The 24130-nt window shown below is 51.0% G+C and carries 22 protein-coding genes; 13 read left to right on the forward strand and 9 right to left on the reverse strand.

What is annotated here, in order from left to right; genetic code table 11:
- The first annotated feature begins 54 nt into the window (after positions 1-54).
- On the forward strand, positions 55-2169 hold the full coding sequence (locus tag ACTZWV_RS06180) for a TonB-dependent receptor (RefSeq protein ID WP_444785700.1): 2115 nt from the start codon (positions 55-57) through the stop codon (positions 2167-2169).
- Between the two features lie 121 nt (positions 2170-2290).
- Here the strand turns inward: ACTZWV_RS06180 and ACTZWV_RS06185 are convergent, their stop codons facing one another.
- Both ACTZWV_RS06185 and ACTZWV_RS06190 read right to left on the reverse strand, forming a co-directional pair.
- Positions 2291-3013, reverse strand: a complete 723-nt coding sequence (locus tag ACTZWV_RS06185) for a substrate-binding periplasmic protein (RefSeq protein WP_444785701.1) — start codon at positions 3011-3013, stop codon at positions 2291-2293.
- Positions 3014-3200: 187 nt separating this feature from the next.
- Entirely contained in the window at positions 3201-3659 is a 459-nt protein-coding gene (locus tag ACTZWV_RS06190; protein WP_444785702.1) for a CreA family protein, read from the reverse strand.
- A 221-nt stretch (positions 3660-3880) separates the two neighbouring features.
- On the opposite strand from ACTZWV_RS06190, the gene ACTZWV_RS06195 reads away from it, so the two are divergent.
- The 5 genes from ACTZWV_RS06195 (at position 3881) to ACTZWV_RS06215 (ending at position 7026) form a co-directional block, all read left to right on the forward strand.
- Entirely contained in the window at positions 3881-4192 is a 312-nt protein-coding gene (locus ACTZWV_RS06195; protein WP_444785703.1) for a cupin domain-containing protein, read from the forward strand.
- Positions 4193-4414: 222 nt separating this feature from the next.
- Positions 4415-4720, forward strand: a complete 306-nt coding sequence (locus tag ACTZWV_RS06200; protein ID WP_444785704.1) for a DUF6172 family protein — start codon at positions 4415-4417, stop codon at positions 4718-4720.
- A 58-nt stretch (positions 4721-4778) separates the two neighbouring features.
- Positions 4779-6065 (forward strand): DEAD/DEAH box helicase, encoded by a 1287-nt coding sequence (locus ACTZWV_RS06205; RefSeq protein WP_444785705.1) that lies wholly within the window; start codon positions 4779-4781, stop codon positions 6063-6065.
- A gap of 92 nt (positions 6066-6157) precedes the next feature.
- Positions 6158-6511, forward strand: coding sequence for a BON domain-containing protein (locus ACTZWV_RS06210; protein ID WP_444785706.1), 354 nt, complete (start codon positions 6158-6160; stop codon positions 6509-6511).
- A 14-nt stretch (positions 6512-6525) separates the two neighbouring features.
- Positions 6526-7026 carry a SixA phosphatase family protein gene (locus ACTZWV_RS06215; RefSeq protein ID WP_444785707.1) on the forward strand — a complete coding sequence of 167 codons (501 nt, stop codon included), beginning with the start codon at positions 6526-6528 and terminating at the stop codon, positions 7024-7026.
- Positions 7027-7115: 89 nt separating this feature from the next.
- On the opposite strand, the gene katG is transcribed toward ACTZWV_RS06215, so the two are convergent.
- On the reverse strand, positions 7116-9380 hold the full coding sequence (gene katG / locus ACTZWV_RS06220) for a catalase/peroxidase HPI (RefSeq protein WP_444785708.1): 2265 nt from the start codon (positions 9378-9380) through the stop codon (positions 7116-7118).
- Between the two features lie 281 nt (positions 9381-9661).
- Here katG and ACTZWV_RS06225 point away from each other — a divergent pair, with 281 nt between their 5' ends.
- Positions 9662-10237 (forward strand): GNAT family N-acetyltransferase, encoded by a 576-nt coding sequence (locus ACTZWV_RS06225; protein WP_444785709.1) that lies wholly within the window; start codon positions 9662-9664, stop codon positions 10235-10237.
- A 19-nt stretch (positions 10238-10256) separates the two neighbouring features.
- On the opposite strand, the gene ACTZWV_RS06230 is transcribed toward ACTZWV_RS06225, so the two are convergent.
- Both ACTZWV_RS06230 and ACTZWV_RS06235 read right to left on the reverse strand, forming a co-directional pair.
- A complete protein-coding gene (locus ACTZWV_RS06230) occupies positions 10257-11024 on the reverse strand; it encodes a substrate-binding periplasmic protein (protein WP_444785710.1) in 768 nt (255 codons plus the stop codon).
- A gap of 218 nt (positions 11025-11242) precedes the next feature.
- Complete coding sequence (locus tag ACTZWV_RS06235) at positions 11243-13381, reverse strand: TonB-dependent siderophore receptor (RefSeq protein ID WP_444785711.1); 2139 nt, start codon at positions 13379-13381, stop codon at positions 11243-11245.
- A 337-nt stretch (positions 13382-13718) separates the two neighbouring features.
- On the opposite strand from ACTZWV_RS06235, the gene ACTZWV_RS06240 reads away from it, so the two are divergent.
- Positions 13719-14720 (forward strand): family 43 glycosylhydrolase, encoded by a 1002-nt coding sequence (locus ACTZWV_RS06240; RefSeq protein ID WP_444785712.1) that lies wholly within the window; start codon positions 13719-13721, stop codon positions 14718-14720.
- A 75-nt stretch (positions 14721-14795) separates the two neighbouring features.
- On the opposite strand, the gene ACTZWV_RS06245 is transcribed toward ACTZWV_RS06240, so the two are convergent.
- From ACTZWV_RS06245 to rnk, 3 genes are all read right to left on the reverse strand, one after another.
- Positions 14796-15542, reverse strand: a complete 747-nt coding sequence (locus ACTZWV_RS06245; RefSeq protein WP_444785713.1) for a class I SAM-dependent DNA methyltransferase — start codon at positions 15540-15542, stop codon at positions 14796-14798.
- 86 nt (positions 15543-15628) lie between these two features.
- Positions 15629-16036, reverse strand: a complete 408-nt coding sequence (locus ACTZWV_RS06250) for a glutathione S-transferase N-terminal domain-containing protein (protein ID WP_444785714.1) — start codon at positions 16034-16036, stop codon at positions 15629-15631.
- Between the two features lie 124 nt (positions 16037-16160).
- Positions 16161-16565, reverse strand: coding sequence for a nucleoside diphosphate kinase regulator (gene rnk, locus ACTZWV_RS06255; protein WP_444785715.1), 405 nt, complete (start codon positions 16563-16565; stop codon positions 16161-16163).
- 375 nt (positions 16566-16940) lie between these two features.
- On the opposite strand from rnk, the gene ACTZWV_RS06260 reads away from it, so the two are divergent.
- From ACTZWV_RS06260 to ACTZWV_RS06270, 3 genes are all read left to right on the forward strand, one after another.
- Entirely contained in the window at positions 16941-17657 is a 717-nt protein-coding gene (locus tag ACTZWV_RS06260) for a substrate-binding periplasmic protein (RefSeq protein WP_444785716.1), read from the forward strand.
- A gap of 138 nt (positions 17658-17795) precedes the next feature.
- Positions 17796-18374, forward strand: a complete 579-nt coding sequence (locus ACTZWV_RS06265) for an OmpA family protein (protein WP_444785717.1) — start codon at positions 17796-17798, stop codon at positions 18372-18374.
- A 117-nt stretch (positions 18375-18491) separates the two neighbouring features.
- Complete coding sequence (locus ACTZWV_RS06270; RefSeq protein ID WP_444785718.1) at positions 18492-19613, forward strand: endonuclease/exonuclease/phosphatase family protein; 1122 nt, start codon at positions 18492-18494, stop codon at positions 19611-19613.
- A 32-nt stretch (positions 19614-19645) separates the two neighbouring features.
- On the opposite strand, the gene ACTZWV_RS06275 is transcribed toward ACTZWV_RS06270, so the two are convergent.
- Positions 19646-20098: a PA2169 family four-helix-bundle protein gene (locus ACTZWV_RS06275; RefSeq protein ID WP_444785719.1), complete on the reverse strand. Its 453-nt coding sequence runs from the start codon at positions 20096-20098 to the stop codon at positions 19646-19648.
- A 341-nt stretch (positions 20099-20439) separates the two neighbouring features.
- Here ACTZWV_RS06275 and ACTZWV_RS06280 point away from each other — a divergent pair, with 341 nt between their 5' ends.
- Both ACTZWV_RS06280 and ACTZWV_RS06285 read left to right on the forward strand, forming a co-directional pair.
- Positions 20440-21492: an aldo/keto reductase gene (locus ACTZWV_RS06280; protein WP_444785720.1), complete on the forward strand. Its 1053-nt coding sequence runs from the start codon at positions 20440-20442 to the stop codon at positions 21490-21492.
- A 96-nt stretch (positions 21493-21588) separates the two neighbouring features.
- Positions 21589-24108 (forward strand): bifunctional diguanylate cyclase/phosphodiesterase, encoded by a 2520-nt coding sequence (locus tag ACTZWV_RS06285; RefSeq protein WP_444785721.1) that lies wholly within the window; start codon positions 21589-21591, stop codon positions 24106-24108.
- Positions 24109-24130: the final 22 nt, after the last annotated feature.

Below are 24130 nucleotides of genomic sequence, written 5' to 3' on the forward strand. Positions count from 1 at the left end.
GCCCGATTTTAACATTCACCTAATTTGGAAGTCGTTATGTCCGGCAGTTATAAGATGACGTATTTGGCCGTTTTGTTGGCGCTAAACCCGATAGTGGCACAAGCAAACAGCAGTACGGAAGCGCAGAACATTGAGCGGATAACCGTTACCGGTAGCCGTATAGTAGAAAGTTTGGATGAAGTTCCGGCCAGCATTACTCTGATAGATCAGCAAACCATTAACGAAAACCTGCAGGTGAGCTCTGAACTGCAAAATCTGCTGGCCGTTGCGGTGCCGGGTATGGCGCCAGGCACCGGCAGTAGCAGTAACTTTGGCCAGACACTGCGTGGCCGCAATGTGTTGGTGATGATAGATGGCGTGCCGCAGGATACGCCTTTGCGTAACGGCGGCCTGGGTATTCGTACTTTAGATCCGGCCAGCATTGAGCGCATTGAAGTGGTCAATGGCGCTACCTCGATTTGGGGTAATGGCGCAGCGGGCGGCGTGATTAACTACATCACGAAAAAGCCGGGCGAGGGTGCTGCTAATGTTGTGCTGTCGCAATCAATCCGTAGCAGTCTGGTAAAAGCTGAAGATAGCATCGGTTATCGCAGCGTACTGTCGGTTAACGGAAACGCCGGCAAGCTGGGCTATGTGGCTAAGTTGTCGCAGGAAAAATACGGTGTGCAACGCGATGCCGACGGCGATATTCTTGGCCTGCAATATGGCTTATCGGACAGCCGCCAGCGTGATGCCTTTGTTAAATTGGCCTACCAGCTTGATGACGAGCAGTCGCTGCAGTTCAGTTACAACTATTACGACTCGGATCAGGATGCAAAGTACCGTGATGTGCCGGGTAACATTGATTTGGGTGAAAAAACCTATGCTGTGCCGCTGACGGCAGGTGAAGTTGCACAGGGGGCGCCGCAAGGGCCTGAAGGCAATTATAATCTGATGCTGAAATATCAGCATAATGAGCTATTTAGCAACACCGGCCTGGTGGTGGATGCTTACCGGCAGAAAATCGACAACGTGTTTTTCTGGTCAGCAACGCTGGCGAACCCGGAGCAGGGTTTTGACGGTGGCCAATCGGCCATCTTATCGGAAAAAGACGGCTTGCGCGCCGTACTGACCAGCGCCGTTACCTTAGGTCAGGTTGATGCCACTTTTATCTATGGTGTGGATGTGCTGCAGGATGTTACATCGCAACCCTTGTTAGATGGCCGCATCTGGGTGCCGGAAATGGATATGGGCTCTTTGGGCTTATTTGTGCAAAGCAAGTGGACGCTGGGCGATGACTGGACACTGAAAGCCGGTGCGCGGCGTGAATCAATCAGCGTGAAGGTGGCCGATTATGACACTTTAAGGTTATGCCGCAATGCCCAAACCTGTTCAACACCGATGGCTGTCGCCGGCGGCAAAATAGATTACGACGCTACCACTTACAACCTTGGCTTACGTTATCGCTGGTCTGATGCCTTCTCACCTTTTGTCAGTTACTCCGAAGGGTTTGAAGTACCGGACCTGGGGTTATTACTACGTACTGCAACGGTAAATGATATCAGTTTGATCCAAAGCGAAGCCTCAGTAGTGAAAAACTATGAAGCCGGTTTTAGCAGTCAACTTGATGCTTTATATCTTAATGTTGCGATTTACCGCAGTGAGTCAGAATTAGGCACCGGTAGCCAACTTGATAGCGCCACAGGTATTTACCGGCCGGTGCGGGCACCACAAAAAATTTGGGGTTATGAAGCATCCGCTGAGTATCGCCTGTCAGATGCATGGCAATTTAGTGCTGCTTACGGCCACGCGGAAGGTAAAGATACCGAAAACGATATTTACCTTGGTGCCCGCCAAATCAGTGCGCCAAAACTGACCGGCTCGGTGCGCTACCGGCCGGCTGCTGATTTAAGCTTTAGCCTGTACTGGCTACACGTGTTTAACCGCGATCGCTTTAGTCCTAACGCTGATGGTTTTTATACAGGTGACCAGGGGCCGGTAAACAGTTACGACGTGCTGAACTTGTCAGCAAACTACCAGATAAACAAATGGCAGTTATTTGCCGGTATTGAGAATTTGCTGAATGAGGATTACTTCCCGGCGCGTTCGCAGTCGTTCAGGTACGGCACAGGTTACAGCGTTAAAGGCTTAGGGGCGACGTTAAATATGGGGGTTAGTTACAGCTTTTAATCGTAACAGATAACATCACCAGCTTAGGCCTGGTGGTGTTATCTGCTTCTTTAGCGCCAAAAGATGGGACTTGGCCCGGACGTTATTTATTAATTTTGCCCCTATCGACTCTGCGGTATATCTAATCCTTCGTCGTTACTGCTAAGTGATTAAATTGCTCCAGGAATCCCGGGTTTCTGGCTAAGTACGCCTTCGAGAAATAACAACTGAATGGCTGAGTCGATTGGGTTGTGTAATGCACCAGACTCATTTCTATACCCGCTTCGGTTAGCGCGTGCCAAAATACATCCGCAGACAAGAATACCGCATCCAGTCGTTTGTTTGTCAGCATAATAATCAGGGTTGAAGCCTCGCTGGTTTTAGCTGCTATCAGGTAGTCATTGTCCAGCAACCACTGATAGGTATTGGTATTTAAAAGTGTACCTATCTTTGCCTGAGTACGAAAATGAGGGCTTGCTGGCAACAGCGGACTGTTATGCATATAAAACCAGGTCCAGTTGTTGTACATTACGGCGGCGCTCATTATCCCTACCTGGTCTCTGGCCTGATTTTGCGTTGCCAGAAAGAAACCGTCTACCAGCCCTTTTTGCGTTAAATCCGCTGCTACACCATGATTGGCCACTACCCTGAACTGGTATTCAAGCCCCATAGCGTCAAGTAACTGTTTTACCTTTGCAGTACCACTGCCGGTTAATTGCTGTTGTTCATCAATGTAGCTGTAAGGAGGGAAAATAGGGACCGCAAGCACAAGTTTTTCATAGGCAAAAATTGTCCGAGTATGTAGTGCTGCCCAAAAGCACAGTAACAAAAAAGGCAATCGTGTGGACCAGGTTGAATGTCTCATAGGATTACTAAATTCCGGATGACATTGTAGCTGAGTCTGTCTGTGGGACTGGTGTCAAACCATAGGCAGAGAATTTTCCTCATTCTTACGCTTTGTAGTGTGGCACACTAAGGTTAATATTTCTAATTCTGCATGGACGCAAGGCAAGCGGTATGCAAGGTTAACCACCGGCCAGCTTACACGCTCGTTATTGAGCCTTCGCGCTATAGGCTTCTGTTCCCCACAACGGCACGGTAGACAAGCTGTGTTTAAAGCTGCCGGAGGTTTCTTTGGTGGAGTAGGACAGATACATCAGGGTTTGATTTTCAGTGTCGAAAATACGGCGGATCTTCATGCTTTTAAAGAAGATGCTTTTTGATTTGGTAAACAGCACCTCACCGTTTTTGCTTTTATCTATTTTGGCAATCATATCAGCGGTGATGATGCCGGTTTGGCGACAGGCGATAGAGCTGTCAGACGGGTCAGACAAGTTCAGGTTGGCCTCGATACTGGACACATGGCAGGTAACGCCGGTTACCACCGGGTCGACAATGGCATCCAGCTTAATATCCTTGGTGGTAAACACGCCCAGCGACACGTCGCCCACTTCATTTTTGTCACAAGCTGCCAGCATCAGCAGCAGTAATACACAGTAAACAGCGCGCATAGTGGGGCTCCTTCAGTTTAGGTCTGTCTGTACTTAATTATTTCAACACTTTGATTATGTCGATACTGGCACGTTGACCGCGGGAAAAAAAGCCAAACTGCAGTAAAGCAGGGTTTATTTTCTATGCTGAGTTGTTTATTGTTCGATGCTGGACAGGGTAGTTAAATTTGCGCAGCAAAGCGCTGATAAGACCCGGATATCTGCACAGATAAAGGTAAATAATGAAGATAATCCGCAGTAAAGATTTTACCGCTAACCGCGCCTGGGGCGCGCTGGATATTGCCAATATGAACGGCATTACTACCCGGCTGCACTGGACCAATCAGCCGTATAAGTGGCATATCAATGATGGTGAAGAGGTATTTATAGTGCTCGATGGCATGGTAGATATGCATTACCGCGAAGCTGGCACAGAGCAGGTTAGCCGGTTAGAAGCCGGTGATATTTTTTACGCCGGCATCGGCTGCGAGCATGTTGCGCATCCGGTAGGTGAAGCACGCATTTTGGTGGTAGAAACGGCCGGCAGTGTTTAGTTAGTCATTTTCTTTTACATCAGCACGGCATGCATTACGCTTAGTGCTGCTCTTGCTGCTCTTGCTGCTCTTGCTGCTCTTGCTGCACTATGCCTGTTGTTGCTTACTGCTTAGATTTTGTTGTCAAACAGCAGATAGTGGCAGTTATCTTTGGTTTATCCATGTACAATGCGCGGTTTATAAGCGCGTTCAGCTTTTGAGTGCACACCTGTAGGAACTTTGATGAAAAAAACATTCGCTTTAACTCACTCTAAGCTGAATACGGCCCGTTTGACAGACGCCATTAAACACGAGATTAAAAAGTACCTGGCCAGAGAGCGCCGTAAAGCGTTGCCTGAAGGCACGGACTACTGGACGTTTGATTGCCGCTTTGGTGCTTCAGCTGAGGTCGCCGAAAAAATCTTTACCTCTGACATCAATAAACATATTGATGCTGCCGCAGCACAAGAGCTGGCGGAATTCTATGTCGAAATTCTGGCCAGGGCTTGCCGGCATAAGCCGCGTTTGCATGACGAAGCCACAGACTGATTTTTATCAGCAGCTTTCCCCTTATTTTTGACTGTGGCCAGGCTACAGAGGAACTTATATGCAATTTTCATCGTTAGATTTAGCGCCGGATTTACTGCGCGCGTTGGTTGAATGTGGTTACAGTGAGATGACACCGGTACAGGCTCAGGCGATTGTGCCGGCGCGGCGCGGTAAAGATTTACAGGTTACCGCGCAAACCGGTACCGGTAAAACCGCCGCCTTTGCTATTCCGCTGCTGCAACGCATGCTGGACACGCCTAAAGCCACAGAAGCGCGCCGCCCGCGGGCGTTGATCCTGACACCAACCCGTGAATTAGCCGAGCAATTAGCCAATTCTATCAGTGCCTATGCGCAGTTTCTGCCGATCAGTGTTACCGCCTTATACGGTGGCGTTAAAATGGGTGGCCAGGCGAATAAATTAACCGCCGGCGTGGATATGGTGATCAGCACCCCCGGCCGGTTGTTAGAGCACCTGGCGTTGGGTAACGTGATCTTAAGCGATGTGGAATTTGTGGTGCTGGATGAAGCCGACCGCATGTTAGATATGGGCTTTAGCACTGATGTGCTGAAGTTGCTGCAAATGACAGCACCGAAACGCCAAACCTTGCTGTTCTCTGCCACCACCTCACCGGCGGTAAATGAGTTGTCGCATAAAATTTTGCATAACCACCAGCAAATCCGCGTGGCTAAAACTAACAGTGCGGCCGATACGGTAAACCATGTGGTGTATCCGGTAGAGGAGAGCCGCAAGATTGAATTGTTTGAACAGCTGCTGGCAGAGCACAACTGGTTTCAGGTGTTGGTATTTACCAGCACCAAAGAGCAGGCAGACCAACTGTTAGCCGGCTTGCAACAGCGTAAGATTGACGCTGCAGTGTGCCATGGCGATAAAAGCCAGGGCGCGCGCCGCCGTGCTATCGCCGATTTTAAGTCGGCTAAGCTGCAGGTGTTAATTGCTACCGAAGTAGCCGCCCGCGGTTTGGATATTCAGGGCCTGGACTATGTGGTTAACTTTCACCTGCCTTATTTACCGGAAGATTACGTGCACCGCATTGGCCGCACCGGCCGGGCAGGAGCAGCCGGTACCGCTATTTCTTTTGTCAGCCGTGAAGAAGAGCAAAGCTTAGAGCGCATTCAAAAGCTGATGGGTAGCGCTATTGGGCGCATTGTAAAACCTGGTTTTGAAGTGAGTAACCGGGGCTCACTGCTGAAAAGTATCTCGCGTAAGGTATTAACCGGCCGTTCCAACAAAGCGACGGAAACTGTGATTGAGCTGGAAAGTTCAAACAAGGCCAGGCCTAAAGCTACTAAACCTAAGGCTAAACCCGGGCGCAGCAAAACCTAGGCCGTGTTACCAGTCAGGCTCTGTTCAGGGAGATGTGCAACGCTTAACAGTGTTGCAGTTATTTCACAATTAACGCCCTGAAGGAGCCAATTATGAAAACGTCAGCAAAACCCGTTCTTGCCTTAGCCGTGTTACTGGCAGTAGGTGCCGGCCTGGCAGGCTGCGAGAAAAGTGTAATTAATGAAAAAACCGGTGTGCCGGAAAAGCGTGTGATGATGGAAGATGGCGTAGCAGATGATATAGAGGTTTCTGCTGCGGTTAAACAAGCGCTGCAACAAGAGGGTAAGCTGCGGCAGTTTAATTTTCATGTTGAAACCCGCAAGGGTGATGTAACGCTTAAAGGTGAAGTTGATACGCAGGAGCAACGTATGCTGGCTGAACAGATTGCTGTGAGCACAGCAGGGGCGCATACGGTGAATAACGAAATAGCGGTCAAAAACGACTAACTAGAATGCTGAATATGAATAAACTGCTGCCATGGATTTGTGGTGCTGTTTTTGTACTGGCCGGCCAGGTGAACGCCAATACTATTTATCTGGTACGGCATGGCGAAAAACTGCCGGACGGTAAAGACCCTGCACTGAATGCCTGCGGCATAGCCAGAGCTGAAGCGCTGGCGCGTTATTTTAGTGATATACCGCTTAATGCGGTATACGCCACGCCTTATCAGCGCACGCAGCTTACCGCGGCCGCTGTTGCTAACCGTAAACAGCTGGCCGTTACCAGCTACGACCCGCGCCAGCCCGCGCAGCTGGTACAGCAGCTAAACGCGCAGCCGCAGCCGGTTTTGATCGTCGGGCATAGTAATACCGTGCCGCAACTGGTTACGCTGTTAAGCGGCATAGAAATGGCACCGCTGACTGAGCAGGACTACAGCATGTTGTATCAGTTGGAGCTGGACGGGCAGCTGAGTGTAACCTTAACGCGACAGGTGTTTGAGTGTAATAACCCCGGCAACTAGTTGTCGCTAACCGGTAGCAATAAAAAAGCGCTGCTCCTTTCCGGGGGGCAGCGCTTTTGCGTTACAGCAGTTTAGCTTATCACAACTGTTTAGCGGTCCAGGTTCATTACCTTAGTCCAGGCTTTAACAAAGTCATCAACAAACTTCTGCTTCGACGTATCAAAGGCATATACCTCGGCCACAGCGCGCAGCTCTGAGTTTGAACCGAAGATCAGATCCACAGAAGTCGCAGTCCACTTTTTGTCGCCCGATTTACGATCAAAGCCTTCGTAGATGCCGTCGGTGGCAGATTTTTTCCACACCGTAGACATATCCAGCAGGTTGACGAAGAAGTCGTTATTCAGCGTGCCTGGCTTAGCGGTGAACACGCCATGTTTCGCGCCCTGGTAGTTAGCATCCAGCGCCCGTAAGCCCCCCAGCAGTACTGTCATTTCCGGCACGGTCAGGTTCAGTTGATCGGCTTTATCTACCAACATTTCAGTCGGCGATTTATAGCTGTCAGTACTGTTGAAGTAATTTCTGAAGCCATCTGCAGTTAATTCGAGCAGGCTAAAGGCATTAACATCGGTCATCTCCTGGCTGGCATCACCACGGCCCGGGGTAACAGGCACAGTAATAGTGTAACCGGCATCTTTCGCGGCTTTTTCAATTGCTGCCGCACCGCCTAACACAATTAAATCAGCCAGTGACACTTTTTTGCGGCTGGTATTAAAATCTTGCTGAATGGCAGTTAAGGCCTTTAATACTTTGGCCGTTTCTGCCGGGTTATTTACCGCCCAATCTTTTTGCGGGGCTAACGCAATGCGCGCACCGTTAGCACCACCGCGCATATCGGAATGGCGATAGCTGGCGGCAGAGCCCCAGGCAACACGAACCAGTTCAGGCACAGTTAAACCGGATTTTAAAATACTGGCTTTCAGCGCTTTAACATCATTGGCTCTAATGGTGGATTGGCTTTTCTCATCAATAGGGTCTTGCCAAATCAGCACCTCTTTTGGTACTTCTTTACCTAAGAAGTTACGTGGCGGCCCCATATCGCGGTGCGTCAGCTTATACCAGGCTTTGGCAAAGGCTAAACGGTACTCTTCGGGATCGGCTAAAAAGCGCTCGGCAATCTTGCGATACTCCGGGTCAAACTTCAGCGCTAAATCCGCAGTGGTCATTACCGGCGGGTTAAACTTACCTTTGATATGCGCATCCGGTACCAGTTTATGCAGTGACTCATCAGTGGGCACCCACTGAATAGCACCGGCCGGGCTGCGGCTTTGTTTCCATTCAAAGTTAAGCAGGTTACTTAAATACAGTGATGTCCAGCGCGTTGGCGTCTGGGTCCAGGCACCTTCTAAACCACTGGTAGTGGTGTCTTCTGAATGGCCTTTACCGCAGTTGTTTTTCCAGCCAAAGCCTTGCTGTTCCACCCCGGCTGCGGCAGGTTCCGCCTCCAGACATTCTGCCGGTTTACGGGCACCGTGCATTTTACCAAAGGTATGGCCGCCGGCGATTAAAGCCAGGGTTTCTTCATCGTTCATCGCCATGCGTTCAAAGGCGACACGGATATTTTTAGCGGAGCCAATTGGGTCCGGCACGCCTTTAGGGCCTTCCGGGTTAACGTAAATCAGCCCCATGTGGGTAGCGCCCAGCGGGCGTTGCAGCTTACCGTCTTTTTCTTCACGGTCGCTGGCCAGCATTTCCACTTCCGGCCCCCAGTACACCATATCCGGTTCCCAGTCATCGGCACGGCCACCGGCAAAGCCGTAAGTTTTAAAGCCCATATTTTCCAGCGCGACATTACCGGCCAGCACGATAAGATCTGACCAGGATAAGGCTTCGCCGTATTTCTGCTTTACCGGCCACAGCAAACGCCGCGCTTTATCCAGATTGCCGTTGTCCGGCCAGCTGTTTAGCGGCTCAAAACGCTGCTGGCCACCACCGGCGCCGCCACGGCCGTCCAGGGTGCGATAAGTACCGGCACTATGCCAGGTCATGCGGATAAAGAACGGGCCATAGTTGCCAAAATCGGCCGGCCACCAATCTTGTGACTGGGTTAACAGCGCGTTGATGTCTTGCTTTACGCTGTCTAAATCCAGTTTGTTAAAGGCTGCAGCGTAGTTAAAATTGGCACCATAAGGGTTGGAACGGGCATCGTGATCACGCAGCACTGACAAGTCAAGTTGCTGTGGCCACCAAAACTGATTGGTTCGTACTGCACCCACTTTGGCCATGCCGTTACCCGAAGCTCCGGCCGGTTTGGTCATTTCTGCTTGTTGCGGTTTGTTGGCAAAGGCAGCACCTGATACCAGCAACATACCCATCATGCCGGCCAATGCTTTTTTATTAATTAATCGGTGTTTCATTGTTTGGTTCCTTTAAGTTAACGTATCATCGTTATACACAGCAACGTACTGATACCCATCAAACCAGCCACCCGGTTAGCGTTAACACAACGCTGTTGAATGGCAGTTTTTTTCTCCCGGCGGACACTGCAAAGCGTTGTCCGCTTCGGAAAACAACAGCAAAAATAGTATAGTAAGTTGCTGATTGTTTTATGCGAATTAAAGCGATTGCCTTAATCCATAAATTCGATGTGCAACAAGTTGCCGGTGTGGATCGGCACAGAAAAAACAGGAAACCTTTAATGCTTAACGTCCCCGCAACAGAAAGATTAAGCTTCGCCCTGCTGTCTGAGCAGGATGCGCAGTTGTTGTTTGAAGTAGATCAAGATGAAGAGGTAATGCGCTACCTTAGCGGCGGCAAGCTGACAACGATGCAAGCCATTACAGACACATTTCTGCCGCGCATGGCGCAGTACCGCAGCCCGGCGCAGGGGTTTGGTATTTGGCAGGTGCGCCGCTTGCAGGATAATGCTTACCTGGGCTGGGTATTGATCCGGCCAATGGGGTTTAATACGGCAACGCCAAGTCCGGATGATGTTGAACTTGGCTGGCGTTTTAAGCGGCAGTATTGGGGGCAGGGCTATGCCAGTGAAGCGGCCCGCGCGGTGGCAGATGCGGTACTGGCACATAACAGTAAGGTGGAGTTTTTATCGGCCATTACGGTGCCGGATAACGCCGGCTCTATTGGCGTTATGCGTAAATTGGGCATGCAGTTTGTCAAACGCTTTATGCACCGTGATGCGTTGGGCGATGTGGATGCTGTGCTGTACCGAATGGCGCCAAACACTAAAGCAGCAAAAGCTACTGCAGCAAAATAAGCGGCTTGCTGTAAGACGCTTATATTCCGCTGATAATTCTGTCGCCAAGTATACGCTTTATGCTGCCATCTTCGGTCATTGTCGCAATACTCCGGTGTATAGCTTGCGATATAGCCGGGCACTGACAGCTTTTGGCTAAACCGATATACACCGGCTGCGGCTGAACAATATTGAGCGGAAAACTGAGCTCTTTAATTTTGCCGGCCAGTTCAGGGTGCTGTTGCAGCACAGCAGCAACCTGAGTGGGCGGCAGCAGCGCTGCAGTTACCCGTTGTTTGGCAACCACTTCAAGCGCGGAATAGATTGAATTAACACGTATAAGCTGTGCCGGCGGCATGGCGTCGACAATTTTTTTCACTTTGGGATGAAAACCGTAATTACGTATCGCTGCCAGCGTCATGGTAGATAGTTCGGCTACCTGCTCCAAAGAGCGGTTATCAGATGCCGATAAATAAAGCCGGTCCGGCTGGCGGGCACCATAAGGTATATAGTCAATTTCTGCTCTGCCATCACCGGTTTTAAGGATGCTGACTACCAGGTCGCTGCTGCCGTCGGCTAATTCTTTCAGGCAGCGCACCGGTGGCGTGGCTTTGCTGATCAACAGCTCAAAACCGGCGCGGCGCGCCATTTCCTGCATAAAATCAACCGAGACGCCCTGTGCCTCTTTCGCCTTATTATTAAAGTCGACATTGCCGGGGAATTCCCACACACACCAGCGCAGCTGCTGTTTGGCTTGCAACGGGTAAGCGGCAACCAGGCAAAATAATAAGGCATACAATTTGAGCATCGTTTTTACAACTCCGGTGGGCATAGCATCATCAGTCTACGGTGAAAACCGGGCGATAACCAGCCAACATTATGGCTGATAGGGTAGCGGGAAAGTGTATGCTATTGTTAAAATGTGGAAAAATTAAGGTGTAATGCCAGGCTAAGTCAGTAGAGCAGGGGAGATGTTTCGCCACTACTGGTAGCGGGCAACAGCTGTTGCCCGTACAGGAGAGTATTTTAGTACTGCCAACGCAGACTTAATGTCAGTTGACGTGGTTTGCCATAGTTGGCGTAATCGATATTGGCCCAGTACACCTTGTCAAACAGGTTGGTAACGCTAAGGGTGCTGCTGAGTTTGTCGTTAAATTGCCAGCTGGCGAACAGATTTGCCAGTACATAGGCATCTTGCGTATAGGTAACACCGGCGCTTTCTGTTGGATGACTTACGCCATAACCCACCGTTTCACCCTGCCAGTTAAAGCCACCGCCCAGCATCAACTTTGCCAGCTCACCGCTGAACTGATAATGCGTTGACAGCTGCGCAGAATGTTTCGGCAAATTAGTCCAAATTCTGTCGTTGGCATGGCGTTTGGTATCAACATAAGCGTAACCGGCATTGAGTAACCAACCGGCAAATATATTCCCGCTGGCGCTGATCTCAAAACCCTGGCTTTCGGTACCGTTTACCCCGCGGTAGGCCGAGCTGCCATCCGGCAAGCTGTTTTCCGGCTGGCTCAGGTCACGCACAGCGTAGTTGTCCTGACGGGTTTTAAACAGCGCAGCGTTAACGGACAGCTGGCCGTCAAACACGCTGCTTTTAATGCCCAGCTCGAGGTTTTCCCCCAGCACCGGTGCCAGTAAGTTGTTGTCTTTATCTTTGTAATTTTGCGGGCTGAAAATATCGGTATAGCTGATATACAGGCTATGTTGCTGCGATAGATCCCACACTAAGCCGACATAAGGGGTTACCTCATTGCTGACCTTATAAGCGCCGGAGGTAGCGGTATATTGGCCGCCGGTATCAAAGCTGTCAGTTGCGGTTTCCCAGTTGCTGAGGCGGGCGCCGGCGACCAGTGACCACTCATCGCTTAGCCTGGCCCGGTTGGCCAGGTAAAAACCGCGTTGTTTGGTGCTGGCCAGGCGGTAAGCACCGGTTTTGCTGTACTGTGGCATTGGTGCGCTGCCGTCATAGTTCCGGGCATCCGGTACCGCGTAAGACCAGTCAGATAGTGAGCTGAACAGAGAAGTTTCGGCGTCCAGCTCCGACACTGAGGCACCGGCGATGAGATCGTGTTCACGGCCCAGCAGCATATAGCTACCGGTTAAGTACAGATCAAAGCTGGTACGGCTATCTTCACCGGCACCTACGCCGGCCAGCAGAGTTAAACCACTGCCATCTGTGCGGTCGGGGAAACCTGTGGCATACACCCGCAGGCTGGATACTTCACCTTCAGTCCGGTTAACGGCGGCTTTGAGGCGCCAGTTATCAGCAAATTCATGGCTGATGTCGCTAAACAGCGTATAAGTATTGCGCTGCCAGTGCGTCCAATTGGGCGCATAGCTGGTCGATACCGCTAAGTTAGCCGGGCTGCCGTCGGCGGCAAAAATGGGTACTGTGCCCCAGATAGTGCCTTCAGGTTTGTTATCCTGGCCCTGCACACCAACGGTTAGCGTGGTGCTGTCGGTTAAATCGGCTTCGGTAATAAACAACCCGGCCAGCTTTTTTTCCCGATAGCGATCGCGAAAACTGTCGGTATCTAAGCCGGCTAATACCAGGCGGCTGCGCACAGAGGCATCGTTATTTAATGGTGTGCTAAGGTCAGCTACCGCACGGCGCATTTGCCAGGAGCCGATACTGGCCGACAGCGAAGCGGCAACGTCTTTGCCCGGGCGTTTACGCAGTAAATTTACTGTGGCCGAGGGCGAGCCCACGCCGGAGAATAAACCATTGGCACCGCGGATCACTTCAACCCGCTGGTACAGGGCGGTGTCATATTCCTGATTCGTATTGCCGCTGTAGGTGGGAATATCGTCAACCTGAAAATCAGTGATCTGAAAACCACGGGCAAAGTACAGCGGGCGCTGGGTGTCGAACAGCGTAACGTTGACCCCGGGCACATTCATCATTACATCATTGATATCAATCATATTAGCGGCGGCCATCAGTTCGGCAGACACTTCGCTGATCGATTGCGGAATTTCTCTTGCTGTTAGCGGCATACGGCCGGGCGAGCTGTGCTGCAGTCTTTTGCCGTTAACGCGGATTGTCTCAACAGACGACTCAGCTTGCTCTGTATTTTGTTGTCCGCCAGCTGCTGTGGCGACAGCGCTTAACGGTGACAAAGCCAGACACACCGCAAAGGTTAAAGGCAGCAACCGCAAAGCCGGACGGATGCAAATCTGTGATTGAGCAGTTAATGTCGCTGCTGTGCTACGGGCAGAAGCGGAACGAGTGGAAAGCAGAGGGTAACGCAAGCTGAAGCTCCTTTATCTTAATATTAATGATAATAGTTATCATTTAAATGGTAATGCTTTGCCGGAGTAAAGACAAGTTGCGTTTTAGTACTTCGCGAAAATGACAGAGTCGTGGCATGGGATATATCAGTAGAGTTTCATACCTGGAAAAATAGCCAACTAATTGGTTGTTCTGCTGGCTTTGCTGCTTTGCTTTGGTTCAGCATAAGGTTTTGCTCTGTTACCAAAGGTGTTGAATATGCTAAAGCTCAATACATTGCTGCCTGTGGCTGGTTTAACCTGTGCACTGGTTATCGGCACGGCGCAAGCGAAAAATCCGCTGGATTTTGGCTTGCTGATTGATGGCAAGCCCATTCGCACGGCAGACCCTTCGGCCCATGTCTGGCAAGATGGCCGCTTGTATCTGTATACCTCGCATGATGAAGAATGCCAGGCCGATTTTCATATGAAAGACTGGCAGGTGTTCTCCAGCGACAATCTGACAGACTGGACAGCGCACGGCGCCGTGTTATCCGTGGACCAGCTGAGCTGGGCGGATGACTATGCCTGGGCACCGGATGCTGCCTATAAAAACGGTAAATACTATTTAGTGTTTCCGGCCGGTAGCGGGGTAAAAGACAGAGTAAAGCCGCAAAACAGCACTAAGTGGATGGGCATCGGCGTGGCAGAGAGTGACTCGCCAACCGGGCCGTTTAAAGATGTGATTGGCGCGCCGCTGTGGCGTACGCCCTATGCCAATGATCCGGCGTTATTTATTGACGATGATGGCACGGCTTATCTGTATTTTCACGGCATTGATTTTGATTATCGCGTAGTAAAAATGCGTGACGATATGCGTGGCATTGAAGGCGATTTTATCAAAATGGATATGGGCGGCTATGAGCCGAAGATGGAAGGCCCCTGGGTATTTAAACGCAATGATCTGTATTACTTTACCATGCCGGAAAATAACCGCGTACTGACTTACTACACGGCTACCAGCCCGGTTGGCCCCTGGACGTACCGCGGCGAATTTATGGCGCAGGAGCATCAGAGCAACAACCATCATTCTATAGTGCAGTATAACGGCCAATGGTTACTGTTTTACCATCGCTGGCTGGACACTACTGAGTCGGGTTGTGATAAAAGGCAGCGCCATGTGGCGGCAGAATACCTGCAGTTTAATGCCGACGGCAGTATTAAGCCGGTGCAAAGAACCGCAGCAGGCGTGGGCAACATTACATCAGGCCAGCTGCGCTGAGACAAAACGGGCGGCGCTTAGCGTGCCGCCGGCGTGCTTAGTCAGTATGCGGCAAACGACAAGCAATGACAGCAATCAGCGTTTTACACAAACAAACAGCGCATTGCCGGACGTAGTATCCCAGGGGGCTATTTTGTCGTAGTCGTGTGCCAGCATATGCACTTCAAAATAAGGGCTCAGCAGCGCCTGCAGTTGGGCGAAGCTGATGGCAACCATAGGGTGTTCATCCTGCCATCGCTGAGTATTGCCGGCGTTGGTTTTAGCGATGCGCAGTTTAAGCGCCTGTTGCTCGCCCACGCCACTGTAGTGCCACAGCGATTCAAACACAAAGTGGCTGTCGCCGTGGGTGGTGCTGTGACGCACAGCGCTGTTGTTACAAATTTTATCTTTATCTACCGCATTAAAACAAAATATGCCACCCGGGTTTAGCGCATTAAACACGCTGGCAATACACTGTTGTAACTGAGCAATGCCGGCACTGTAATGAATGGAATATAAAAAGCAGCTGATTAAATCAACCGGCTTATCCAGCGTAAAGCTGCACATATTTTGCAGCATAAAATGGGCTTGCGGGCAGCGCGCCTTTGCTAAGTCCAACATAGGTTGGTTTAAATCCAGCCCGCTGCTGTGGTAGCCATAGTCGATAAAATGGCGAATGTGCGGGCCGGTGCCACAGGCTAAATCGAGGTGGGTTTTACCGCCGTTACCCAGCAGTTGGTGCAAGCGGTGCACGGTATTGCTTTGCGCCGGGTAGTTAATGTCGCAACACATTAGATCATAATAGCCGGATAAATCCGTGTATAACGCATTGGACGACATCATCGCTGTTTACTGCCCGCGCAAAGTAAGGTGGCGCATTTTATAGCAGTTAAACCGTTTTGCGAAGCAGGATTATCAGGCTGCCGTGGTCACTGTGCTGTCGCTGAGGTGTGCGCAAAACGCTGCTGCAAATAAGCAATAATATCAGCTGACTCATACAGCCACTGCACCTCAGCGTTGGCTGTTGCAATCCGCAGGCAGGGCACCTTTATCTTGCCGCCGGCAGTTTCCAGCTCGCTACGGTGTTGCTGATTATGCTGCGCATCGCGCTTGGCGATATTCAGCCCCAGCCGTGCCATTTCTTTGCGCACTTTAATGCAAAACGGGCAGGCGCGAAATTGATACAGTGCCAGTTGGCTACAAGCTGCATCCACGGCAGTTTGCTCTGCTTCGCTGCGCTGTATGGCTTTTGGTGTGCTGAGCTTTTCAGCCAACAGCATAAAAGGGGTTAAGATCAGGCGGACTAAGCGGAAAAATAAACGGATAAACACACGCATATACTACTCTGTTGGTTGAAGTTTCTATTGGTTAATACGGCAATAACGGCGTTAGTGTAACATTGCTGCAGTCACTTCGCCTATGCTGCGGCTACCGCTAAGCCGGTAACCGCAGCATTGCCCGTCAGCGATGATAAGCACCTTCGCGCTCAGGCTGGTACACCACTTCTTCTACAGTAATGGTCGACATATCGCCGCCCGGCAACGGCCAGTTAATGCTATCGCCGGTTTTTAAACCGAGCAACGCACAACCTACCGGCGCCAGCACCGAAATGTTGTTGGCGCTGTGCGGCAAATCTTTTGGGTATACCAGCGTCAGGGTGCTGACTTTGCCGCTTGCAAGGCGAAAACGCACTGTGGAATTCATACTGATCACATTGGCCGGCAGCTGCTCCGGTGTAACGACGCTGGCGCGTTCCAGCTCCTGGCTTAAGGTATCATAGCCGACGCTGTCTGCGCTAAGGCTGCTGAGTAAGGCATCCAGCCGATCATAATCGGTAGTGGATAGGGTGATATCAGGTGTTGTCATTGCGGGCTCCTGAAAATACATTACAGCTTTGGTTTACAAAGATAAAATAGTTAGGTGATAAGCAGGTGTCAGCCGGTTTTGCGCAGGGCAAAACCGGCCTGAGAATGGCAGGCGATAGCGATATAATGCCGGCAGTAAACTTTGCGGTTTAGTGCCTCAGGCTTAAGAGTCGTTTGCATAGCGCAACCATAATGCATTAGCTGAAGAACTGCAATATCATTGCCCGCAGCCAGGGTAAGCTGCGGCTTTATTGTTTAACCGCGCCGGGTAATACAAAGGAACATTATTGCGTAAACCGGCATTGTGAACGATATTTAACCGTTAATAGCTCTGCGTTGGTAAGCGTCACTCATAATTTGTACAGGATTGTAGTAAATGAAGCTGTGTCTGCTTTGTATTTTGCTGTGTCTGAGCAGTGCGCTCTGTAGCGCTGAGGTGAAGCCGCTGCGTATTGCTATACCGGATTACCCGCCTTATACCGCATTGGCACAAGGGGAGTTCAGCGGGCCGGGTTATGATGCTTTTGTTGCCATTATGGCGGAAGCCGGGCTCGACTACCGGCTGACACCGGTACCGAATTTTGGCCGTGCTTTGCTTGATATGCAAAACCAACTTATCGACGTATTTTTTCTGGCCACTGAAAACGCTGAACGCAGCCATGTGGCGCGTTTCTCTGCGCCGGTGATTATTACAGACTGGAGCTGGGTGTGGTTAAAAGAACACCGCGATCTGGAGCCCGGCAGCATTAAGTTTAAGCAAAATGCGTTGGTGTCAGCGCAAATGAACAGCAATATTTTCTCCTGGTTAGAGCAACAAAACTATAAAATTACCGCCGGTACTAACGACATTCACGGTTTATTCAATTTGCTGGATTTTAACCGCGTAGACGCCATTATGTTGCCGTCCGGCGTGGCCCGTGCGCTTATCGCCAGGCAACAGTTAGATGCAGCGCGCTACAACATCCAACAAGAAATAAGCTTGCCGTTTGGTTTTTATATCAGCAACAGTTATCTGGCGGCGCAGCCGGATATTTTGCAACGGCTGAATGATGCTATTGCAGTATTTCACGCCAAAGCGGCAGTGGCGCAGTAGCTATGCCCTCCGGTAGCATGCTCAATTAATCCATTGTGAAGTTTTATTTTAATATTGTTAAGTTAAGGTGTTTATTTGCTCAAATAAAAGCTTTAAAGTGTGCGGCATTATTTAACATTGAACCGCGGAGTATTAATTTTGCGCACTTTATCGCTTTCTATTGCAGTTGTTGCTGCTTTACTTTCTACCGGCTGTGTCAGTACCTCGGGCAACAGCAGCGCTGCAGATCCGGCAGCGGTGAATGCCGGAGCCGCCAAAGCGCAAACGCTGTTTACTGCCCGGCTGCAACCTGCCGCTGGTGTGGTCACCTCAACGCCGGCAGAGCATCAGGTTAAAGTGTCCTTTCCGGGCATTACTGCCTTTTCGCATGATGGCGCCAGACTAAGTGACGAGCTGCAACGCCAGCTTACAGCAGTAGCTGAATCATTAAAGGGTATTGATTATCAGCAAGTTACTGTGCTTGGGCATACCGATAGCTCCGGCCAGCTGACGTATAACAATAAGTTATCGCAACAGCGTGCAGAGCAGGTGATGACCTTTTTACAGCAGCAGGGCCTGACAACAGCACAACTGGCTGCTGAAGGCCGTGGCCCGGCAGAGCCGATTGCAGATAACAGCACCGCGCAAGGCCGTGCGGCTAACCGTCGTGTTGAACTGCTGATCAGCTTCGATGCTGAAACCGTAGCCGGTGTAAAGCATACAGTCAGCACAGATTAACCCTGCTAACCACAGATTAACTCTGCTAATAAAGTGCGGACACGCTAAGGTGACTTGCGGCATTTTCTTGTGGTATTGCCTGTGCCCGCACAATCCGTTAGGGTTAACGGCTGATAATTGATAACGGACTACCCGATGCCGGCCGGTTTTGCTGTACTGACTGTAATATTGCTGTTACTTACCCTTTTACCGCTAAGCCGGATTAAACATTGGTTAGTCCGCGGGCTGGGTTTTCCCCGTTTACAACTGGCTGTGCTTAGTGCGCTGCTATTGCTGATGCAAGTCGCGATGCTGGATATCAGCCGGGCCGGCAGCGCTGTGATGATATTGCTGACGCTGGCTTGTCTGTTCATTCAGCTGTGGTGGATTTGGCCTTACACCAGGTTGCACCGCACTGAGGTAGCGTTAAGTAAAACTGCGGATCCGGGACTGGATACCATTTCAATCTTAACTGCCAATGTGCTGATGACAAACCGCAATGCTGCTACTTTAACCGGGTTAATCAAGCAGCATCAGCCGGATGTGCTGGTTACGCTGGAGTCGGATCTATGGTGGCAACAGCAGCTGGACCAGTTAAGTTCAAGCTACCCTTACAGTATTAAATGCCCACTGGATAATTTGTATGGTATGCATGTGTATTCACGTTTACCGCTGCATAATGTTGCTATTCAGTTTCTGGTGCAGCCCGATGTACCTTCGATGCATGCCGAAGTTGAACTGCAAAGCGGTCAGCGCGTAGTGCTGCATTTTGTCCACCCGGCGCCGCCGGCGCCAACTGAAAACGAAAGTTCCGCCGAGCGCGATGCTGAACTGCTGGTATTGGCAGGAAGTGTGGCGCAGTGCCGGCAGCCACTTATCGTCAGCGGTGATCTGAATGACGTGGCCTGGTCGGAAACGACGCGTTTGTTTCGTAAGCTCAGTGGCTTACTCGACCCGCGCATTGGCCGGGGTATGTTTAACAGCTTTCATGCCGGCTATCCGTTTATTCGCTGGCCGCTGGATCATCTGTTTCACAGCAAGCATTTCAGCGTGCAGCAAATACTGCGATTGCCGAATATCGGCTCAGATCATTTTCCGCTACTGATGAGGTTATGTTTGGAGGGTAAAACCAGCGCTGAGCAAACCGTGGCACTGGAAGCGGACGATCTGGAGTTGGTGGCTGATGATCTGGCAGAGCAAGCGGTAACGCCGGATCAGGTGCACCGGCCGGAAAGAACGACGGGTACACCTGTAGCTTAGTAAATTAACATCAGGCAGCGAACTGCCGCGGCTTAGTGGTCGCCGGCTTTTTTCAGCGCCCGCATTTCATCGTGGCATTCCTGCATAGTTGCCATAGATTGCAGCAAGGCAGCTTCATACTGCGGCGGCTGTTTGTCTTTCAGCGCTATGCGCAGCTCGTCCAGCGTTTTATCTTCTACTTCTTCTAACTGGCTGATATAGGTATGGTCTTTATCAGAGGATATAGCGCCAATCACCTTGGTGTATACCTTTCTGGCTTCAACTGAAAACGCTGAACCTTCTTCGCGTTTGCCATCTTCCTGTACGGCAAAAGGCTGTAAGCGCTCTTTCACCATGCGCCTTGCATTTAACATGCGGTCAAAAAACTGTGCCAGCTTCTGATCATTAACTTTTTCCTTAGCGTCGGCGTAAAATTCAATGCCGCTGTTTAATACCTGAATAATATCGGATGCATGTTTCATTTCGGGGGTATTTAACTGTGCCATAGTGAGGTTCTCCTTAATAAGTAAAACGATAACGGTAACCGGTAGTGGTAAACCGCTGGTGAACACGTCCGGGCAACAGGACAGTTAAACCGGTGCAGGTTGCAGGCCAGGCTGTAAAATAAGCCGGAAATTACCGCCGTGTGTTTTTTAACTATATGAATTAATTTACTTAAAATAGTATTTGGCTGGCGCGTTGCAATAATGGCTGCGGCTGCCGGCCATTATTGCTAACGGCATTAATTTCATACTTTAATTAACATTCAAGTAATTTTTACCTCTGTGTTGCCAGGGTTGCGCTATTTCGCTAAGGTGCTGGCACGTTGTAAGCTAAAGAGGTGAGTATGCAATATTCTGTATTGGGTAGCAGTAACGTTGAGGTGTCCCGCGTCTGTTTGGGCACTATGACCTGGGGCTGCCAAAATACGCAGGCCGACGCCGATGCTCAGTTGGACTATGCCCTGGCACAGGGCGTGAATTTTATCGACACTGCAGAGATGTATGCTATACCGCCCACAGCAGAGACTTATGGCGCCACAGAGCGGATTATTGGTCACTGGTTAAGCCGCAACAGACATCAACGCGGCAACATTGTGCTGGCCAGCAAAATGGCCGGTAATGGCCTGGCACATGTACGCGGCGGCGGCGACATGACTCCGGCGACACTGCTGCAAGCGGTGGATGCTTCGCTAACGCGGTTACAAACCGACTACCTTGATTTATATCAGCTGCACTGGCCCAACAGGGTGTCGCCGCATTTTGGTAAACACAGTGTGGGCCGTATTGGCTTTACGCAAGTAAATACCGAACAGCAAACTGAACAGATGTTGGGCTTACTGCAGGCGCTGGACAGCTGTGTTAAGGCCGGCAAGATCCGCTTTTGCGGGCTGTCTAACGAAACGCCATGGGGCATCAGCCAATACCTTCGCCTGAGCGCGGAGCATAATCTGCCGCGCATGGTATCAATTCAAAATGAATTCAGTGTATTGCACAGCAAAGACTGGCCCTATCTAATTGAGCAATGCGTGCACGACAACATCGCTTATCTGCCCTGGTCGCCATTGGCTGGTGGCGCTTTAAGCGGTAAGTACCTTGGCGGCGCCAGACCAAAAGGCACACGCTGGAGCATGCTGCAGCGCAATGGCTTGTTTCGCGATACGCCGCAGTCGAACAGCGCCATAGCGGCCTTTACTGAATTAGCACAAAGCCATAATGTCAGTGCCACCAGCCTGGCGCTGGCGTGGGTTAATCAGGTAGATGGTGTAACCGCGACGATCATAGGCGCCACCAGCATGGCGCAGTTGCAGCAAAATATCGCCGCTTTTTCCCGGCCGTTAACCCTGGCCATGCTGGATGATATAGCGCTGCTTTTACAACAACACCCGGCTCCGTTTTAACGCTAATCTCAGGCGGCAGGTGATTTACAGCGTCTTTCTTGTGGTGTCTGATAGCCTGAGCAATACTGTGGGTTAGCTGCCGCTTCGGGCCTGATTATGCCACTGCTGGAATTTACCTCCGACACCACCGATTTATCTGTCGCCTACCAGGGCCATCATGCGATGGCATTGGTGCTGCTGTCGTTGCTTATTGCCATCCTTGCCGCCTATACCAGTTTTAGTCACAGCCATTTAATGCAAAGCTCCGCCAACAGTGCTTCGCGCCGGCTGTGGCACAGCAGCGGTGCCGTGGCGATGGGGTTGGGGGTTTGGGCGATGCATTTTACCGGTATGATGTCATTGCAACTGCCGGTTGAGGTTAATTATCAGCCAGGCCTTACCTTGTTATCGGTGTTGCCGGCCATAGCGGCGGCTTATGTTACGTTGCAGGTGGTGGCAGCAACAAAGCAGCGCGCGGCGCATATTATGGCCGGCGGTGTGTTAATGGGGGCCGGTATTGGCACCATGCATTACACCGGCATGGCTGCCATGGTAATGCAGGCAGAGCGGCTGTACCAACCGCTGATGTTTGCCGTGTCTATTTTGCTGGCCGTCGTGCTGGCAACGCTGGCGCTGGGCGTGCGGCCCTGGCTGGCAAACCTGATACGTAACAAAGCCATATTAGAGCTGCTCAGCTCTGTGGTAATGGGGCTGGCTATTGCCGGCATGCATTATGTGGCAATGCACGCTACTGTGTACCTGCCGGCTACTGATATAAGCGGTGGCGGTGGTATTACCATGAGTAAACAAACCTTAGGTACCCTGGCGGTGGTGGTGGCGGTGGCCATTTTACTGCTGGCCACGGTGGCAGTAATGATGCGCCAGCGCATTACCTCTGCCGAGCTGAGCTCCGATGTTGCTCATGCTCAGGCCAGTATGGTGGCGGCACGCCTGCAGCGCATTGCGTCAAGGGTGCCCGGCCTGGTGTATGAGTTTCATCTGAGCCACGACGGTGTTTTTACCTTTCCTTATGCCAGTGAGGCTATCCACGATTTATATGGCATCAGCCCTGAGCAGGCAAAGCGTGATGCCACACCGGTGCTGAATGCGATTCACCCGGAGGACCGTGATGCCATGATGCAGTCGGTTTACAGCTCGGCACAGCAATTGTCGCCGTGGCGGCATGAATACCGGGTGGTGAGCACTGATGGCAGTGTGCGCTGGCTGTTTGGCAATGCGATACCGGAGCGCGATGCTACCGGAGTTAGTTGGAGCGGTTTTATTACCGACATTTCAGCGCGCAAAGCCACCGATGAGCAAATTCATCAGTTGGCTTTTTTTGACAGCCTGACGGGGTTGTACAACAGACGAAAAATCCGCCAAAGCCTGCAAGAGCTTTGCAACGAGTTTAATGCAGCGGATCAAAGCGCAGCCATTCTGCTGATTGATGTCGATAATTTTAAACGGCTGAATGACACCCAGGGCCATAAAGCCGGGGATGAGCTGTTAAAGCAGCTGGCTGCACGCTTGCAACAGATAGCGCCGCCCGGCAGTGCTTGCGGGCGCTTCAGCAGTGATGAGTTTGTGTTGTTGCTTACCGGTTTGCCGTTATCACCGGCTGCCGCACGGCGGCAGTTGGAACAGTTTGTGCTGGCAATGCAACACGCTTTGCAGCAGCCGTTTGCCATTAGCAGCCATTTTTATAACAGCAGTGTCAGTGTAGGCTGTTGTGTATTTAATGATGTAACTGCCACGGCAGATGAGTTGTTAAAGCAGGCCGATATTGCGCTGTCGCACGCCAAAGCCGCTGGTGGCAATTGTCTGCGGCTGTTTGAGCCGGCTATGTATCAGCAAATTCAGCAACGCTTTGCGGTGGAGCAGGCGCTGGGGTCAGCGCTGGAGCTGCAGCAGTTGAGTTTGTATTATCAACCGCAGGTAACCGATACCGGAGCTGTAGTTGGGGTAGAAGCATTGCTGCGCTGGCAACATCCGCTATGGGGTTTTGTTTCACCGGCCGACTTTATCCCGCTGGCAGAAGAAACCGGGTTGATTGACGACATAGGTTATTGGGCGTTACAACAAGCCTGCCACCAGTTACAGCAATGGCAGGCTGTGCCGCAGCTGGCTGAGCTGACAATGTCGGTTAATATCAGCGCACGGCAGTTTTACCTGCCGGAATTTGTCAGCACAGTGCAGCAATTGCTACAGCAATACCGTTTTAACACTGGCTGCCTGATGCTGGAATTAACCGAAAGCCTGGTGCTGGCCGATCTGGACGATGCCGTCGCACGGATGCAGCAAATCAAGCAACTGGGTATTAAGTTCTCCATGGATGATTTCGGCACCGGCTATTCCTCCTTGTCTTATTTGTCGCGCTTGCCGTTTGACGAAGTCAAAATAGATCAATATTTTGTCCGCAGCGGCAGCTCCGGCCAACCGAAAGACTGGGTCATAGTGGATGCTATTATTGGTATTGCCAACACCTTTGGTATGAAACTGGTGGCAGAAGGGGTAGAAACACAGGCGCAGCTTAACTTGCTGCGTAATAGCGGCTGCTACTGTTATCAGGGCTATTTATTCGCCAGGCCGCAGCCGCTTGCGGCAACAGAAAGCTGGATCCGGCAGCAGCTTAGCTGAACAGAAAAACCGTGCCGCTGCT

Source organism: Rheinheimera sp. NSM (assembly GCF_052380015.1).
Classification (GTDB): domain Bacteria; phylum Pseudomonadota; class Gammaproteobacteria; order Enterobacterales; family Alteromonadaceae; genus Alishewanella.

Excerpts from the sequence above, each read along its gene's own strand:
- ACTZWV_RS06225 (WP_444785709.1), top strand. The coding sequence starts at position 9,662 with ATGCTTAACGTCCCCGCAACAGAAAGATTAAGCTTCGCCCTGCTGTCT.
- ACTZWV_RS06190 (WP_444785702.1), bottom strand. The coding sequence starts at position 3,659 with ATGCGCGCTGTTTACTGTGTATTACTGCTGCTGATGCTGGCAGCTTGT.
- ACTZWV_RS06180 (WP_444785700.1), top strand. The coding sequence starts at position 55 with ATGACGTATTTGGCCGTTTTGTTGGCGCTAAACCCGATAGTGGCACAA.
- ACTZWV_RS06230 (WP_444785710.1), bottom strand. The coding sequence starts at position 11,024 with ATGCTCAAATTGTATGCCTTATTATTTTGCCTGGTTGCCGCTTACCCG.
- ACTZWV_RS06240 (WP_444785712.1), top strand. The coding sequence starts at position 13,719 with ATGCTAAAGCTCAATACATTGCTGCCTGTGGCTGGTTTAACCTGTGCA.
- katG (WP_444785708.1), bottom strand. The coding sequence starts at position 9,380 with ATGAAACACCGATTAATTAATAAAAAAGCATTGGCCGGCATGATGGGT.
- ACTZWV_RS06285 (WP_444785721.1), top strand. The coding sequence starts at position 21,589 with ATGCCACTGCTGGAATTTACCTCCGACACCACCGATTTATCTGTCGCC.
- ACTZWV_RS06245 (WP_444785713.1), bottom strand. The coding sequence starts at position 15,542 with ATGATGTCGTCCAATGCGTTATACACGGATTTATCCGGCTATTATGAT.
- ACTZWV_RS06280 (WP_444785720.1), top strand. The coding sequence starts at position 20,440 with ATGCAATATTCTGTATTGGGTAGCAGTAACGTTGAGGTGTCCCGCGTC.
- ACTZWV_RS06250 (WP_444785714.1), bottom strand. The coding sequence starts at position 16,036 with ATGCGTGTGTTTATCCGTTTATTTTTCCGCTTAGTCCGCCTGATCTTA.
- ACTZWV_RS06195 (WP_444785703.1), top strand. The coding sequence starts at position 3,881 with ATGAAGATAATCCGCAGTAAAGATTTTACCGCTAACCGCGCCTGGGGC.
- ACTZWV_RS06185 (WP_444785701.1), bottom strand. The coding sequence starts at position 3,013 with ATGAGACATTCAACCTGGTCCACACGATTGCCTTTTTTGTTACTGTGC.
- ACTZWV_RS06205 (WP_444785705.1), top strand. The coding sequence starts at position 4,779 with ATGCAATTTTCATCGTTAGATTTAGCGCCGGATTTACTGCGCGCGTTG.
- ACTZWV_RS06200 (WP_444785704.1), top strand. The coding sequence starts at position 4,415 with ATGAAAAAAACATTCGCTTTAACTCACTCTAAGCTGAATACGGCCCGT.
- rnk (WP_444785715.1), bottom strand. The coding sequence starts at position 16,565 with ATGACAACACCTGATATCACCCTATCCACTACCGATTATGATCGGCTG.
- ACTZWV_RS06275 (WP_444785719.1), bottom strand. The coding sequence starts at position 20,098 with ATGGCACAGTTAAATACCCCCGAAATGAAACATGCATCCGATATTATT.
- ACTZWV_RS06210 (WP_444785706.1), top strand. The coding sequence starts at position 6,158 with ATGAAAACGTCAGCAAAACCCGTTCTTGCCTTAGCCGTGTTACTGGCA.
- ACTZWV_RS06260 (WP_444785716.1), top strand. The coding sequence starts at position 16,941 with ATGAAGCTGTGTCTGCTTTGTATTTTGCTGTGTCTGAGCAGTGCGCTC.
- ACTZWV_RS06215 (WP_444785707.1), top strand. The coding sequence starts at position 6,526 with ATGAATAAACTGCTGCCATGGATTTGTGGTGCTGTTTTTGTACTGGCC.